The sequence below is a fragment of the Thioclava sp. F1Mire-8 genome (assembly GCF_002213165.1).
GTDB lineage: Bacteria > Pseudomonadota > Alphaproteobacteria > Rhodobacterales > Rhodobacteraceae > Thioclava > Thioclava nitratireducens.
This window is the reverse complement of record NZ_NBNY01000001.1, coordinates 1,202,189-1,216,916: the sequence shown is the minus strand read 5'-3', so window position 1 is coordinate 1,216,916 and position 14,728 is coordinate 1,202,189. Positions and strand designations below refer to the sequence as shown.

Below are 14,728 nucleotides of genomic sequence, written 5' to 3'. Positions count from 1 at the left end.
CATGGCCACCTCGCTCTTCTCTCCGTCCTGGTATCGGGTGAAGGATCTCAAACCGCGCCTGCGCAGGCATGTCGCGGTTCATCGGCATGACTATCGCGGGCGCGTCTGGTTCGTGATCCAGGACATCGCGACGGGGCGCTTCCATCGTATCTCGCCAGCCGCGTGGCGGCTGGTCGGGCTGATGAACGGCAAACGCTCGATGGACGAGCTGTGGAACACCACCAACGAGCAGCTTGGCGAGAAGGCCCCCACGCAGGACGAGGCGATCCGGCTGATGGGGCAGTTGCACGCCGCCGATGCGCTGATCTGTGACGTGCCGCCCGACGGGCGCGAGCTGTTCCGCCGCTACCAGCGCCACCAGTCGATGCAGATCAAGCAGAAGATCTGGTCGCCGCTCGCCGTCCGAATCCCGATCTGGGACCCGGACGCGTTTCTCACCCGCACCATGCCCTTCGTGCGCCCCTTCTTTACCCGCACCTTTGCGGTGATCTGGGTGCTGGTGGTGCTCGCGGGTTTCATCTTCGCCGCGATCAATTTCGGCGCGATCACCGACAACATCGCGGACCGGGTGCTGACGCCGAAGAACCTCTTCGTGCTCTGGCTGGTCTATCCGGTGGTGAAGGCGTTTCACGAATTGGGCCACGGATATGCGGTTAAGAAGAACGGCGGCGAGGTCCATGAAATCGGGATCATGCTGCTGGTTCTGGTGCCTGTGCCCTATGTCGACGCCTCCGCCGCCTCGGCACTGCGTGACAAGTATCAACGGATGCTGGTCGGAGGGATCGGGATCATGGTGGAGCTGTTCCTCGCCTCGATCGCGCTCTTCGTCTGGCTTAATGCCGAGACCGGCGCGGCCCATGCGGTCGCCTATAACGTGATGCTGATCGGGGGCGTCTCTACGCTTCTGTTCAACGGCAACCCGCTCTTGCGCTTCGATGGCTATTACGTCTTCGCCGATTGGCTGGAGATCCCCAATCTTGGCCAGCGCGCGAACCGCTACTACGCCTATCTCGCGCAGAAATACCTGTTCGGGATGAAAGAGGCGGAACCCGTCACCTCGCTGCCCGCCGAGAAACGCTGGTTCCTGTTCTACGGGATCGCCGCCTTCATCTATCGCCTCTTCATCATGTTCGCGATCATCACCTATATCGCCGGCCGCTTCTTCTTCATCGGGGTGCTGCTGGCAGCTTGGGCGATCACGACGCAGATCCTTGTGCCCATAGGCAAATCCATGTCCTTTCTGTCTTCCAGTCCGAAACTCCGCTCCAACAGGCCGCGTGCGATCCTCGTGACGAGCGGGCTCATCGCCGCGCTTTTCGTGATCCTTTTCGTGCTGCCAGCACCGTATAGATCCGTGGTGAGCGGGGTGACATGGCCTTCCGAACAGGCGCAGGTGCGTGTCGGAACCAGCGGCTTCGTGACGGAGGTACCGGTCGCGACCTATGACGCGGTCAAGCCGGGCGAGGTGATGATCAAGCTCGACGATCCGCTGCTGCGCGCGCGGCTCGAGGTGCTGGACTCGCAACTTGCGGGGCTGGAGCTGCAGCGTCAGGCGGCGGTGCGCACCGACAGGGTCGAGGCCGAGATGATCGCGGCGGAGATTTCCGCGACCCGCGAAGACCGCAACCGGCTGGCCCAGCAGCTGGACGAATTGTCGATCCGCGCACCGCGCGCAGGTCTGGCCGTGGTGCCCAATGGCGAGGATCTGCAGGGAAGGTTCGCCAAGCGCGGGCAGGTGATCTCCTACGTTCTGACCGAGGAAGACACGGCGGCGTTGCGCGTTGTCGTCGGTCAGGACGATGTCGATCTGGTGCGCAACGCGACGGGCCGCGTCGATGTGATGCCGGTCGAATATGGCGGCCAGAGCTATCCCGCGACCATCGTGCGCGAAGTGCCCGGCGGCATCCGCGACCTGCCGACGCCCGCGCTGGGGCTGCAGGGCGGCGGCACCGTTCCCGTCGATCCGGGCGACACCAAGGGGCTGCGCACGCTGCAACGGGTCTTCGAGTTCGAGCTGGAGATGGCCCCCGACGCCGCGCTGCCGCTGCTGGGTCGGCGCGTCGAGGTGCGTTTCTCTCACGGCAGTTTGCCGATCGGGTTTCAGGCCTATCGCGCGCTGCGCCAGCTGTTCCTGAGGCTCTACGATGTCTGAGATACTCGTCCAGCGCCCCGGCCTGCTGACCGCCTTCTACCCTGAGCGCGAGGATGAACGCCTCGGCACGCTCGACCGGATCATGGCGAGCGCGGTGGGGCGGGTCTCGCAATTCTTCTCGGTCAAATCGGCGGCGGGCGCGGGCTTTTTGCGCCGTGTCGCGAAGGAGGAGAAGACGCTGGCGAAGCTGGAGGCGCATGCCTTCAATGCAGCCCGTGTCGAGGTCGCGCAGAAGCTGCGGGTGAAGGGGTTGCGCGCCGATCTGGTGGCCCGTGCCTTCGCGCTGGTGCGCATCCAGTCCGAACGTTCGCTTCAGATGCGCCCCTTCGACGTGCAGCTTCTGGGCGGACGCGCGATGCTGCGGGGCCGGATCGCCGAGATGGACACCGGCGAGGGCAAGACGCTGACCGCGACGCTGCCCGCCGCGATCATGGCGCTGTCGGGCGTGCCGGTGCATATCGTGACGGTGAACGATTTCCTTGCCGCGCGCGATGCGGAATGGATGGGGCCGCTCTATCGGGCTTTGGGTCTCAGCGTCGGCGTTATCATCGAAGGGCTCAGCCCCGAGGAACGCCAGGCGGCCTATGCCTGCGATATTTGTTACTGCACGAACAAGCAGTTGGCCTTCGATTACCTCAAGGACCGGCTGGTGCTCGAAGGCGAGACCCGCGCGCTGCATATGGCGCTGGAGGGGCTGTCGAAGACCGATCCGAAACGGCAGCGGTTGCTGATGCGCGGGCTATGCTACGCGATCGTGGACGAAGCGGACAGCGTGCTGGTCGACGAGGCGCGCACGCCGCTGATCATCACCCGGGCGGGCGATCATTCGGGGCTGGAGCAGACCTATCAGCGCGCCGTCGAGATCGGGCGCAAACTGACCCGGCCGCGCGATTTCACCGTGCGCGAGAAGGAATGGAAGGTCGAACTGACCGATCTGGGCAAGGCGCGGCTGCGCCAGCTCAGCGCGCATTTCGGGGGCGTCTGGGCGACCGAGATTCACCGTGAGGAACTGGCGCGGCAGGCGCTCTCGGCGCTGCATCTTTATCACCGCGACAAGCATTACATCGTCGATGAGGCGGGCGTTCAGATCGTCGACGAATATACCGGCCGGGTGATGTCCGACCGCTCGTGGGAGCGCGGGCTACACCAGATGATCGAGGTGAAGGAAGGGTGCGAGATCACGGGGCGGCAAGAGACGCTGATCCGCATCTCCTATCAGCGTTTCTTCCGCCGCTATCTGACGCTGGCAGGCATGACGGGCACCGCGGCCGAAGTCTCCGGCGAGCTGCGCGCGGTCTACCGGCTACGCACGAAGCGCATCCCGACGAACCGCCGCTCGCGCCGTAAGAACTTGGGCGAGCGGCACTACGCGACTGCCGATCAGAAATGGCGCGCCGTGCTGGCCGAGGCCAAACGCGTTCACATGACGGGCCGCCCGATCCTGATCGGCACGCAATCCATCGCCGCCTCGGAAGAGATCAGCGCGCTCCTGACAGAAGAGGGGCTGACGCATCGCGTGCTCAACGCCCGCGAGACCGAGCACGAGGCCCATATCATCGCCGAAGCGGGCGGGCATGGGCGGATCACGGTCGCGACCAACATGGCCGGGCGCGGCACCGATATCCGCATCGATCAGCAGATGAGCGCCCTTGGCGGGCTGCATGTCATCGCGACGGGCCGCCATGACGCGCGCCGCATCGATCGTCAGCTTTTCGGGCGCTGCGGACGGCAAGGCGATCCGGGCAGTTTCATCACTTTCGTCTCGCTCGAGGACGATTTGCTGCGGGTCTTCTACGGCACACGGCTCTCCAGCCTGATCCGCACTTTTTCGGGCGGGAAGGGACGTGTGCCGTGGCTGATCGGCGCGCCCGTGACCCGGCTTGCGCAACGTGCGACCGAAGCGCGCCATTCGGGCGTGCGCAAAGCGCTTCTGCGCGCCGACGACAATCTCGAAGACCTGCTCGCCTTCAGCGGCAGGGGCAACTGAAAGGGACCACCCATGCGGCTTACTTCCATCACCCTTCTTTTGGCCCTCGGTCCCGGTGCGGCGCTCGCGCAGGATCAGGAGCGCTTCGATTGCCTGATCGACCCGGGGCAAGTGCTCGAGATCGGCTCGGCGGTGGACGGGGTGATCGATCAGGTTTTCGTCTCGCGCGGGGATACGGTGAAGAAGGGCGACCCGATCGCGAAGCTGGAATCGAAGGCGGAAGAGGCGCAGCTGACCTATGCGAGGGAACGCGCGCAGGATGAGGGGCCGATCGACATCGCGCGCTCCAAGGTGGCGCTGCTGCAAAAGGCCGCCGACCGCGCGACCGAGATGGGCAAGCGTAACGTGATGGCAGATGCGCAGGTGCAGGAGGCGCAGACCAATGCGGAGGTCGCGCAACTGGAGCTGCGCTCGGCCCAGATGGACCAGCATCTGGCGAAGCTCGATCTGCAGCGAGTGGAGGCGCAACTGGCGCGGCGCGAAATCCGCTCGCCGATCGACGGGCTGGTGATCACGCGGATGATGGGGCCGGGCGAATATGTCTATTCGCAAGCGCCGATCGCGCAGCTCGCGCAGATCGACCCGCTGCATGTCGAGGTCTTCCTGCCGACCGCGATGTATGACCGGGTCAAGAAGGGTCAGGTGTTGAAAGTCTATCCCGCAGCGCCCGTGGGCGGCGAATACGACGCAACGGTGAGCGTCGTCGACAAGGTCTTCGATGCGGCCTCGGACACGTTCGGGGTGCGTCTCGCGCTGCCCAATCCCGAGGGAAAACTGCCCGCCGGGATCGATTGCACCGTGGGGTTCCCCGCCGAATGAGCGCGAGGCGGCCCGGTTAGGACAGGGCCGTCATCCCATGCATGTGCGCGGCGCTCAGCGCTGGAAGCAGTTTGCTTTCTTGCCGAAACCCGCGGGCGAGCAAATCCACTTGCCCTTGCCGATGAACCGGGTCTGAACGACGCGCGGGGTCGCTTGCGATTTGCTGGTGCGCCCGGCGAGCCAGTCGAACTTGGCGCTGCCATGCCCGGCCGTGCTCTTGGCGGCGACGCGGATCGGTTTGAGATCCAGCATGCCGGCTTGTTGCGCATGGGCGCTGCTCAGCGGGGCAGCAAAGATCAGGCCGGCCACGACAAGGCGGGCCGCTTTCACGGATAAAAACGTCATCGGAACTGTAATCCTGTCTGCTCGTGTTGCGGTCTGGCCCTTCCCATCTGCGCGGAAGAGGGCCGATTGCGTCCTCATGCAGAAGGATTGGTCGATCCCAGCCTATGGGTCAAGTTGGTAGGTGACGTGGCGGGAAGCAGGCAAGATCATGGCAAATCGCAAAAGTGCCGCGCGGGAGGATTTCCCGCGCGGCATCAAGGTCTTGTCTAGAGGTGGTGTGATAGGCGAAAACTCGCCACTATCCGTGGTGGGTTACGTCAAAACCTGATTTTTGATTCGCCAATCCGGGGCGCCGAACCCTTCCGGCCACGGATAGACCTCGCGCTGGTTGAAGTAGCTGACGCCGACGAGGCTCGGATAATCCGACAATTCCTGACGGACGCGGTCGCGCCACATCGAAACATAGGACTGGTTTCCGACATAGCCGAGCTCGGCCACCGCGACCGGTTTGCCATAGGTCGCCGCCCGAGCGTAGCGGGGCGCGAAGATGTCGTCGAAGGTCTGATCGCGCCCGAACTTGGCCTGATCCCAGGCCTGCAGTCCGAAGACCGTGAGCCCGACGATATCGGCGTAGTCGTCGCCCGGGTAATAGTCGCCCATGTTCTCGTCGCCCAGCGGCGACCACATCAGGTTGATCTTGGGCGCCCGGTCGCGGGCGACGTCGGTCATCCGGCGATAGGCCGCGATGTAGTCGTCGGGGTTCCAGTCCGACCAGATGAACTGGCCGGACTTGTCGTCCATCTCATGGGCGAAGCGCAGGGTGACGGGGCTTTGCAGCGTCGCCAGCACATCGGCCACCGCGATCATGTTGGCGTCGTATTCGCCCCGCTCGATCCCGCGGCGCAGATATTGCGCGGTGTTGCGCTCCGAGCGCGACCATGTCCAGGGCTCCAGTGTCACCAGAAGTGCGCGGTTGCGTTCGAGCGCATAGCTATCGGCATCATTCAGCGACGGAAGGAAAACGTCCTCCCAGGGCAGGAACAGGTGTTCGATCACCACGCCCGACACATCCGCAAAATCACCATCGGGATCATAGACCCCGAACGGCAAGGAGCCGGGCGGCACACTGACATCCGCAGCGAATGCCGGTCGCGCCGATACGGTCAGTCCCAACGCCGCGGCACCGGCCATCACCTCGCGACGGGTCATCAGATCATAAGCCATTTCAGTCTCCTCCTTTTCAGTGCGAAGCCCCGTCACTTCCAGCTCGGTTTGACGTGGAACTTCGCTTGTCCCGGAGCGCCCATGCCGGCCCCCGAGACGATGTATTCGACCTTTGCGAGCTGAACCGATGTCAGCCCGATCATGAGCGCGTAGACGCTTTCGCCGCCGCGGAGCCAAAGGGCTCCGAAACTCAGCGAGACGATGACGCTCAGCGTGCCCATCTGAACCGCCATGTCGCGGGGCCAGCCGCGCCAATCGATCTGAACGCGGCGCGCGCGAGCGCCGAAGATCACGCTCAGCAAGACGAAATAGAACGCGGCGTTGAACATGGAGAGGAGGTAAAACCCGCGCGCCTCGATGACGTTGTCCACCAAAAGAACCGGCAGCAAGGCCCCCAGGGCCAGCCCGCCATAGACGGCGATGATCCGCTCGGGCAGCATCGTCGAGGCCGCTTCGCCCTTCGGTGTGATCCGAAAATCGACGAATTTTCCCGATAGCCTGTCATAGATGGCCATGATGCAGCCCCATAGCACCCAAGGCCATTGCATCATCACGAAGAGCGCTTTCTCCCACGCGATGATCTTGGCATCGCGCGGACGGAAGAACTGATCGCGCCGCAGCATGAAGGCGAAAATCAGCGTCACGATGCCGGTGGGCAGCACATGTCCGACGAAGGCGGGATAGGTAACGTCGGCAAAACGCATGTCGAAGCTGATCGCGATGATCGGGGCGATATACATCGTCGACATCGAAAGCGCGAAGAAGACATACCAGCTCTGGCAGAGTACGAAGAGGAACTTCAGCCGCCACGGCATCTTGCCGACATAGTCCGGCATGTAGCGCAGAAGGAGACTCAACAGCGAGCGCGACCACTGGAATTCCTGGGTGATCAGGTCGGTCACCGTGGCCGGACCGTCGCCGATCGCAATCGCATCGATCGCGTGAACGCCTCGCCAGCCAGCCGCGTTCATCAGGAGCGTCGTCGAGTGATCTTCGGCCAGTTCGGGGCCGAGCCCGCCAGCTTCCTTCAGCGCAGAGGTGCGCACCGCGTAGTGAGAGCCGATGCACATCGGCGCCAGAACCCCGGTATAGCCCGCCTGAAACACGCCGTGGAACGCCGCTTCGAAATAGAGCCTCGTGCGCGCGGCCCAGCTTTCCTTGGCATTGGCGGCACAGATGGAGGGCGCGCTGACATAGCCCACCGCCTCATCGGCGAAGGGGCGCAGCATCTCGCGCAGGTAGCCCGGTTGCGGGACGTGATCCGCGTCGAGCTGGCTCACGATATCATAATCGCGATAGCCCCAGTGGTCGTAGAAATAGGCGAGGTTGCCCTCTTTGCAGCGCGTCCGTCGCGGCCATTCCTTGCGATGGTACGCCTCGATGCCCTGGCGGCTGGACACCTTCACCCCGTGGATCTTGCACCATGCGAGCGTTTCGGGCGAGGGCGCCTCGTCGGCCAGCCACGTGTCATGCGGATAATTCTGTGCGAGCATCGCCTCCAGCGTGCGGCGGACAACCGAGAAGGGCTCAGACGGGGTTTTCGTGGTGATCATCGCGACGCGCCAGCGACCCGGCTCCGGCAGGGGGGAGACCGGTCGTAGCGCCTGCAGGAAGATCACGAAGAAATAGACCTGCATCGCCAGAAGCCAGATCAGCACCCCGGTGAGGATCAGATAAGGCACCGTCGCAAGGATATGCGACGGTGTGAGCCACCAGCTCCAGAAATAAACCGTGGCGAGCATCCACAGCGCGAACAGCACCCGGTAGCGCAGCGCCTGTCTCGGGGAGAGGATCGGTGCCAGATGCCCCGCCGCGATTGCGGCCCGTATGTCGGGGCGCTGGATCATTCCGCGGCCGTCGCGATCGGGGGGGCGGCTTCGGATGCCGCGCCCGTCATTTCGGCCCGGAAATAGGCGATGGTCGGCACTAGGCCGTCGCGCAATGCGATCTCGGGATGCCAGCCCAGGCGGGTCTCGGCGCGGGTGATGTCCGGGCAGCGTTGCGCCGGATCGTCGAGCGGCAGGTCCGAAACCACGAGTGGCGCCCGGCTATCGCACATGTCGCGCACGATATGGGCAAGCTCGGCGACGGTATATTCGCCCGGATTGCCCAGATTTACCGGATCGTGGCCGACCGTCTCGCTTTCCATCAGCGCGACCAGCCCGCTGATCAGATCGTCGACATAGCAAAGCGAGCGAGTCTGCGTGCCGCCGCCATAGAGTTGGAGCGGCGCGCCACGGATCGCCCGCGTGACGAAATTCGAGATCACGCGGCCGTCCTCGGGGTCCATCCGGGGCCCGTAGGTATTGAATATCCGCGCGATGCGGGTGTCGATGCCGCGGCTGGCCTGAAGGTCGTGGAACAGTGTTTCTGCCGCGCGCTTTCCCTCGTCGTAGCAGGCGCGGGGGCCGGTGGTGTTCACGCGTCCGCGATAGTCTTCGTGCTGGGGCGAGATGTCAGGATCGCCATAGACCTCGGAGGTCGAAGCCTGAAGAATGCGCGCGCCCTTCTCCTCGGCCAAGGTCAGAAGGTTCAGCGACCCGGCGATGCAGGTCTGGAACGTGTGCAGCGGATCGAGCTGGTATTTCGGCGGCGAGGCCGCGCAGGCGAGGTTGTAGATCCGGTCGATCTCGCCCTCGATCCGCAGCGGTGCGATGACGTCATGCCTGAAGAAAGTGAAATCGCGATGCCCCGACAGGTGGGCGATATTCTGTCGCCGCCCGGTCTGGAGGTTGTCGATGCAGATAACGTCGTGACCGGCCTCGATCAGCCGGTCGCACAGGTGCGATCCCAGAAACCCGGCCCCTCCGGCAACCAGACAACGCAACTGCCCCCGATGGCGGCGCGGCCGTGCCCAAGAGATATCTTGCGTCTCGAAACGTGGCAGATGCGTCATGTTCCCCCCCCACAGAAGAACGGCAGCGACTGCCCAGTCCGGTTTGATGTCGACTTAATCGCTTTGGGCCGGACCAGGCCCGTCGATCCCGATTACAGATACTTAAGAGGTTAGGGGGCGCCTTTCGCGCCTATCAAGCGAAAGCCAAGCTTTTCGACCGAAATTCGAATGGCCGACAAAAACCAACCTTCGGTTAGATGAAATTTACACGCCGAGGTTGAATTAGGTGCAGCGGCTTCGGCCAGTCGGAATTGCAGAGACCCGTTGATTCGATTTGCACAATCGGCGCGAGGCTGGTGCGAAAGGCCGCGTCTCAGAGGTCAGAGAGGCCCGCCGTAAGATTGTGTAGCTGCCCGGTCATCTCCAACAGCTCCTGCGCCTCGGCCTCAGAGAAAGGCTGGGTAGAGCGGGTGAAGCCCGAGATCGAACGAGAGCCGTTTTCCAGCACCGCGCAGGTCAACCCGTTCCGAAGGCCATGGGCTTTTGCCCCTTCCAAGACCCCTTTGGGGTCATCGAGATCCTCCCAACGCACGATACCCTCGTGTTGCATGCCCCACAGCACGACGGGATCATCCATCATCATGCCCTTCTCGCTATATTCCTCGATCCATGGCTCGGGGTAGGTGCGATACAGGATGTTCGGGCGGGTAAAGCGGATATGCAGGGCAAACGCGAAACCGGTGTCGCAGGTTTGACCGAGTTCCTTGAGAAGGTTATCGATTTCCTTGCGGTTTGCTGTTTCCATCACGGGATTTCGTCTTTAGGTTGTCGGAAGAGGGTCTCAGCGTCCCGCGCGACGGTAGGCTGAGACCGCATCGAGTGCAAGTGAATTGACCATCAGATCATGGAACTGAGGGACTGCGAAACGCGATTGAATCAAATCGCCCCTGCCGGGTTTTATCTCGCGCTAAGGGTTGGCTATTCTTTCCCTGAGGCCGAACTCAACCGTCTGAACAGTGACTGGGTGGACATCTACACTCAGCACGGTCTGGTGGTGCAGGACCCTTCGATGCACTGGGTCTATCACAATGTTGGGTACGTGCGCTGGGCCGATCTGAAAGACGATCCCCGCGACGTCGTCGGGATGGCGCGGCGCATGGGGCTTCTCTATGGCGCGACAATCTCGTTCAACACGCCGCGCGATGTCGGGCGACGCAGCCACGCCGCGCTGTTCCGGTCGGATCGGGACTTCACCGATGCCGAGCTGCAGGAAGCGTTCGAGATGCTCAAGACCTTGCATGTCGATGCCTCGCAACGCTCTCTCACGGCAGCCGAACTCGAGGCGATCCGCTACCGCGCGGATGGGCTCTTGATCAAGCAGATCGCCGCGAAACTCGCGATTTCCGAGAGCGGCGTGAAGGCCCGGCTTTCCTCTGCCAGCCGAAAGCTGGGTGCGCGAAATGCGATCGAGATGCTCGCAATCGCGACGTCGAGGCGACTCATCTAGGCTGGTACAACCTAAAAGGGTGAATTTTTTACAAATTCGTGGTTTCGATGGAGTTATCCAGAAGGAGGCTCCAATGCAAAACTGCACTTTCGAATTCTCGCAACTTCACCGCTTCGGCACCGCGTTTTATGACTTTCTGCGCCTGCGCAAGGAGGTCTTCGTCGACACGCTCGGTTGGGACGTGCCGCATAACGACGAAGTGGAGATGGATCAATATGATACGCCCCTAGCGCATTACTCGCTCGTGCTGAAGGAGGGGCAGGTGGTGGGCGGTGCGCGCGCGATGTCCACCGCGGCGATCTGGGGTGGCAATACCTACATGCTCCGCGACGCGCATCTGGGAAAGTTGCCGCATATTCCGCCGGAAATCCTGCCGACCGAAATTGCCAGCGAGACGGTCTGGGAATGTACGCGGCTGGTGATTTCCGACGCGCTGACCACGCAGGCCGAGCGCGCGACCTGCTTGCGGTTGATCGTCGACGGGCTGGTGGAGCGCGCCAAGGAGCGGGGCGCGGACGAGCTGATCTGTCTCTCCTCTCTCGCGCTGATGCGGGCGCTGCGCCAGCTTGGCTACGATGTGAGCCGGATGGGCCCGACCTATCGCAACGACGAGGACGGGCGGCAATACGCGGCGCTGCGGATGCCCGCGGAATATTCCACGCAGCGGCGTCGCGAGATGGCCGAAGCCTGCGTGCTGGCGGCCCGGTCGGCGCCGCGTCAGTTGCATACCGCTGCCTGAGCCGGTGCGGAACAAGAAAAAGGGCGCGCCCATCGCCTGGGCGCGCCCCTAAATCTTCGCCGTCGGTCGCGCGCTCAGCGCACGACGAAGACGCAGCAATTGGAGTGCCGCACGACCCGAGCGGCGTTCGGCCCGAGCAGATAATCGCTGAGATCGGGGCGATGCGCCCCGAGCACGATCATGTCCGCGCCGTCTTTCTCGGCCAGCGACAGGATCTCGTGATAGGCCGTGCCGACGCCCACGATGTGCCGCACCTTGGCGTTCACCTCGGGGCCCACGACCTCGGCGACGAAGTCATGCAGCAGCTCGCGCGCGTGCTCCTTCGCCTTCGCTGTGTGATCGTCCGAGAAAAAGGCCCCCACAACCGCCGAGCCGTAATCGGGCACCACGGTGATCACGTCGAGCTGTGCGTCTTCCATCTTGGCCAGCCGCGCCGCCCATTCGAGCACTTTGCGCTCGGTCTTGGGGCGGTTCATGTCGATCGCGCAGAGAATGGTATTGGTCATGCCGGTTCTCCTTCAGCAAAGGCCGCGTCATCGTCTTCCCTGCGCCGATATTGCAGGAAAGCGATGAGCGCGAGAAGCGCGAAAGCGGGGATGAACATCAGCTCTTTCGGAAGCTGGTCGTTCGGCACCTTCACGTTGGACAGTGTGACGGGCGTGTCGCCGTAAAAGTCGAAGCCCTGCAGTTTCTGCTGCAACTCCGAGCCGAACATCGGCTCGTCCGCGACCATCTTTCCGTCCGTTTCGGTGAAGCTCAGGCCGAGCTTGTCGAGCCGGTCCTGCCCCGTCGCGCCTTCGGGCACCTTGACCAGTACGGTCAGGTCCTTCGGTTCTTCGGTGGTGTAATCGGGACCCGAGAAGATCAGTCGCAGCTCACGCCCGACCGGTGCCTTGTCGAGGCGCTGCGTGATGTTCGCAGGCGGCACCTCGTTATAGGGCGGCTCGATCATGTTCATGAAATAGCCGGGACGGAACAGGGTGAAGGCGATCAGAAGAAGCGCCACCGTCTCCCAGATCTTCGAACGGGTGACGAACCACCCCATCGTGCCCGCGGTGAAGACGAGGATGCCGATCGTCGCGATGACGAAGACGAAGATCGCCTGGTACCACGTCACGTCGATCAGCAGCAGATCGGTGTTGAAGATGAACACGAAGGGCAGGGCGACCGTGCGCAGCGAATAGAAGAACGCCGTGAAGCCGGTCTTGATCGCGTCGCCTCCCGAGACTGCTGCCGCCGCGAAGGAGGCAAGGCCCACGGGTGGCGTCACGTCCGCCATGATCCCGAAGTAGAACACGAACAGGTGCACCGCAATCAGCGGTACCACGAGGCCCGACTGCGCGCCCAGATGGACGACGACGCCCACCATCAGCGAGCTGACGACAATGTAGTTCGCCGTGGTCGGCAGGCCCATCCCGAGGATCAGCGACAGGATCGCCACGAAGATCAGCATCAGGATCAGGTTGCCACCCGAGAGGAACTCGACGAAATCGGCCATCACCTGACCGATCCCGGTCAGCGAGACGGTGCCTACGATGATCCCGGCGGTGGCGGTGGCCAGGCCGATCCCGATCATGTTGCGCGCGCCGTCGATCATGCCGCCGATCAGGTCGAGAACGCCTTCACGGAAGCGGCTCATCGGGGCGCTCTCGCCGCGGAAGGCGGCCTTGAGCGGTTTCTGGGTGAGCAGGATGAAGAACAGCAGGAACGAGGCCCAGAAGGCCGACAGGCCCGGCGACTTGCGCTCGATCATCAGGAAATAGACCAGAACGACGATCGGGAGCAGGTAGTAGAGGCCCGCCTTGTAGATGTCCTTGATCTCCGGAAGCTTCACGATCTCGGAGTTCGGATCGTCCGGCTCCAGATCGGGCGCTTTCGCGGCGACCCAGACGAGGCCGAGATAGACCACGACGACGAGCAGAGACAGAACCCAGCCTGCGCCTTCGGGTACCATCGAGGTGATGAGGCGCACCGGGAATTGGGTGGCGTAGCACAGGGCCGCGAAGCCCGCGAAGAAGGCGAACATGCCAAAGGCGGTGCGCCAGACCGAGACCACGCAATCGCCGATCGTCGGCATGCGGTTTTTCACGGCCTCCAGATGCACGATGTAGAACAGTGCGATGTAGGAGATGATCGCCGGGATAAAGGCGTGCTTGATGACCTCCAGATAGGAGATGCCGACATATTCGACCATCAGGAAGGCGGCGGCCCCCATCACCGGCGGCATGATCTGGCCGTTGACCGAAGAAGCCACCTCGACCGAGCCGGCTTTCTCTGCCGAGAAGCCTACGCGTTTCATCAGCGGAATGGTGAAGGTGCCGGTGGTGACCACGTTCGCGATCGACGAGCCCGAGATCAGGCCGGTCGCCGCAGAGCCCACGACGGCGGCTTTCGCAGGTCCGCCGCGCAGGTGGCCGAGCGCGCCGAAGGCCATCTGGATGAAGTAGTTGCCCGCGCCCGCTTTCTCGAGCAGCGCGCCGAACAGCACGAAGAGGAAGACGAACTTGGTCGAGACGCCGAGCGCGATCCCGAACACCCCCTCGGAGGTGATCCACATGTGGCTCATCGCCTTGCGCAGGCTCGCACCGGCCCAGCGGATCTGTTCGGGGAAGAACTCCGACGAGCCGAAGAACACATAACACAGGAACACGATCGCCAGCAGCACCATGACCGGGCCGAGCGTGCGATAGGCTGCGATGAAGAGGAAGATGATGCCCAGGACCGAGATATAGGAGTCCTGCATATCGGCGAGTCCGCCATTGTCGACGATCTTCTGGTAGAAGAAATAGCCGTACAGCGCGAGAAGCGCCCCGCCTACCGCGAGGATCCAGTCATACCACGGCACATGGTCCTTGGGTGAGGACTTGAACAGCGGATAGGCCATCGCCGAGAGGAAGATGGCATAGGCCAGATGGATCTGGCGGGCATTGTTGATTAGGTCGCCCGGCAGCACATAGGGCCCGATGGGCGAGGCCAGAAGCACCTGGAAGATCGACCAGCTCAGCGCCATCACGGCGACCATGAGCCCGACCCATCCCTTGGGGCTGCGCGCCCCGCTGTCAGAAGCTTGTACGAGCTCCTGCAATTCTTGTTCATTCAAGGCGCGATTTTCCGCCATCGTTCCCCCTTGCGACCCAACGGGCCGTCCGCCTGTTCCGGCATGATCTTAGTAGCTGAAA

12 protein-coding genes are annotated in these 14,728 nt (G+C 63.1%); 5 read left to right on the top strand and 7 right to left on the bottom strand.

Annotated elements, in window-relative coordinates; genetic code table 11:
* Window position 1 precedes the first annotated feature (1 nt).
* From B6V75_RS05715 to B6V75_RS05705, 3 genes are read left to right on the top strand one after another with little or no spacing between them, the layout of a single operon-like run.
* The gene (locus B6V75_RS05715) at window positions 2-2,152 is read left to right on the top strand and encodes a biotin/lipoyl-binding protein (protein WP_088718985.1); all 2,151 of its coding nucleotides are present in this window, start codon (window positions 2-4) and stop codon (window positions 2,150-2,152) included.
* A complete protein-coding gene (locus B6V75_RS05710) occupies window positions 2,145-4,139 on the top strand; it encodes a preprotein translocase subunit SecA (protein WP_088718984.1) in 1,995 nt (664 codons plus the stop codon). The genes B6V75_RS05715 and B6V75_RS05710 overlap by 8 nt, the downstream gene beginning before the upstream one ends.
* A 12-nt stretch (window positions 4,140-4,151) precedes the next feature.
* The gene (locus B6V75_RS05705; RefSeq protein ID WP_088718983.1) at window positions 4,152-4,958 is read left to right on the top strand and encodes an efflux RND transporter periplasmic adaptor subunit; all 807 of its coding nucleotides are present in this window, start codon (window positions 4,152-4,154) and stop codon (window positions 4,956-4,958) included.
* Window positions 4,959-5,012: 54 nt separating this feature from the next.
* Here the strand turns inward: B6V75_RS05705 and B6V75_RS05700 are convergent, their stop codons facing one another.
* The 5 genes from B6V75_RS05700 to B6V75_RS05680 all read right to left on the bottom strand — a co-directional run bounded on the left by B6V75_RS05700 (window position 5,013) and on the right by B6V75_RS05680 (window position 10,108).
* Entirely contained in the window at window positions 5,013-5,267 is a 255-nt protein-coding gene (locus B6V75_RS05700) for a hypothetical protein (protein WP_146735105.1), read from the bottom strand.
* Between the two features lie 288 nt (window positions 5,268-5,555).
* Window positions 5,556-6,467: a glycosyl hydrolase gene (locus B6V75_RS05695; protein ID WP_233243027.1), complete on the bottom strand. Its 912-nt coding sequence runs from the start codon at window positions 6,465-6,467 to the stop codon at window positions 5,556-5,558.
* A gap of 32 nt (window positions 6,468-6,499) precedes the next feature.
* On the bottom strand, window positions 6,500-8,314 hold the full coding sequence (locus tag B6V75_RS05690; RefSeq protein WP_088718981.1) for a glycosyltransferase: 1,815 nt from the start codon (window positions 8,312-8,314) through the stop codon (window positions 6,500-6,502).
* Window positions 8,311-9,363, bottom strand: a complete 1,053-nt coding sequence (locus B6V75_RS05685) for a UDP-glucuronic acid decarboxylase family protein (RefSeq protein WP_088718980.1) — start codon at window positions 9,361-9,363, stop codon at window positions 8,311-8,313. Before B6V75_RS05685 ends, B6V75_RS05690 begins: the two co-directional genes overlap by 4 nt.
* A 313-nt stretch (window positions 9,364-9,676) precedes the next feature.
* Window positions 9,677-10,108, bottom strand: coding sequence for an autoinducer binding domain-containing protein (locus B6V75_RS05680; RefSeq protein ID WP_088718979.1), 432 nt, complete (start codon window positions 10,106-10,108; stop codon window positions 9,677-9,679).
* Window positions 10,109-10,207: 99 nt separating this feature from the next.
* Here B6V75_RS05680 and B6V75_RS05675 point away from each other — a divergent pair, with 99 nt between their 5' ends.
* The gene (locus tag B6V75_RS05675; RefSeq protein ID WP_075776038.1) at window positions 10,208-10,810 is read left to right on the top strand and encodes a LuxR family transcriptional regulator; all 603 of its coding nucleotides are present in this window, start codon (window positions 10,208-10,210) and stop codon (window positions 10,808-10,810) included.
* Window positions 10,811-10,883: 73 nt separating this feature from the next.
* On the top strand, window positions 10,884-11,549 hold the full coding sequence (locus tag B6V75_RS05670; RefSeq protein ID WP_088718978.1) for an acyl-homoserine-lactone synthase: 666 nt from the start codon (window positions 10,884-10,886) through the stop codon (window positions 11,547-11,549).
* A 74-nt stretch (window positions 11,550-11,623) separates the two neighbouring features.
* Here the strand turns inward: B6V75_RS05670 and B6V75_RS05665 are convergent, their stop codons facing one another.
* A complete protein-coding gene (locus B6V75_RS05665; protein ID WP_075776036.1) occupies window positions 11,624-12,055 on the bottom strand; it encodes a universal stress protein in 432 nt (143 codons plus the stop codon).
* Complete coding sequence (locus tag B6V75_RS05660; RefSeq protein WP_240496908.1) at window positions 12,052-14,667, bottom strand: TRAP transporter permease; 2,616 nt, start codon at window positions 14,665-14,667, stop codon at window positions 12,052-12,054. The genes B6V75_RS05665 and B6V75_RS05660 overlap by 4 nt, the downstream gene beginning before the upstream one ends.
* Window positions 14,668-14,728 lie beyond the last annotated feature (61 nt).

What these genes read in the sequence shown, in the direction of transcription:
- B6V75_RS05715 (WP_088718985.1), top strand. Translation starts at nt 2, where the DNA reads ATGGCCACCTCGCTCTTCTCTCCGTCCTGGTATCGGGTGAAGGATCTC.
- B6V75_RS05710 (WP_088718984.1), top strand. Translation starts at nt 2,145, where the DNA reads ATGTCTGAGATACTCGTCCAGCGCCCCGGCCTGCTGACCGCCTTCTAC.
- B6V75_RS05705 (WP_088718983.1), top strand. Translation starts at nt 4,152, where the DNA reads ATGCGGCTTACTTCCATCACCCTTCTTTTGGCCCTCGGTCCCGGTGCG.
- B6V75_RS05695 (WP_233243027.1), bottom strand. Translation starts at nt 6,467, where the DNA reads ATGGCTTATGATCTGATGACCCGTCGCGAGGTGATGGCCGGTGCCGCG.
- B6V75_RS05690 (WP_088718981.1), bottom strand. Translation starts at nt 8,314, where the DNA reads ATGATCCAGCGCCCCGACATACGGGCCGCAATCGCGGCGGGGCATCTG.
- B6V75_RS05685 (WP_088718980.1), bottom strand. Translation starts at nt 9,363, where the DNA reads ATGACGCATCTGCCACGTTTCGAGACGCAAGATATCTCTTGGGCACGG.
- B6V75_RS05680 (WP_088718979.1), bottom strand. Translation starts at nt 10,108, where the DNA reads ATGGAAACAGCAAACCGCAAGGAAATCGATAACCTTCTCAAGGAACTC.
- B6V75_RS05675 (WP_075776038.1), top strand. Translation starts at nt 10,208, where the DNA reads ATGGAACTGAGGGACTGCGAAACGCGATTGAATCAAATCGCCCCTGCC.
- B6V75_RS05670 (WP_088718978.1), top strand. Translation starts at nt 10,884, where the DNA reads ATGCAAAACTGCACTTTCGAATTCTCGCAACTTCACCGCTTCGGCACC.
- B6V75_RS05665 (WP_075776036.1), bottom strand. Translation starts at nt 12,055, where the DNA reads ATGACCAATACCATTCTCTGCGCGATCGACATGAACCGCCCCAAGACC.
- B6V75_RS05660 (WP_240496908.1), bottom strand. Translation starts at nt 14,667, where the DNA reads ATGGCGGAAAATCGCGCCTTGAATGAACAAGAATTGCAGGAGCTCGTA.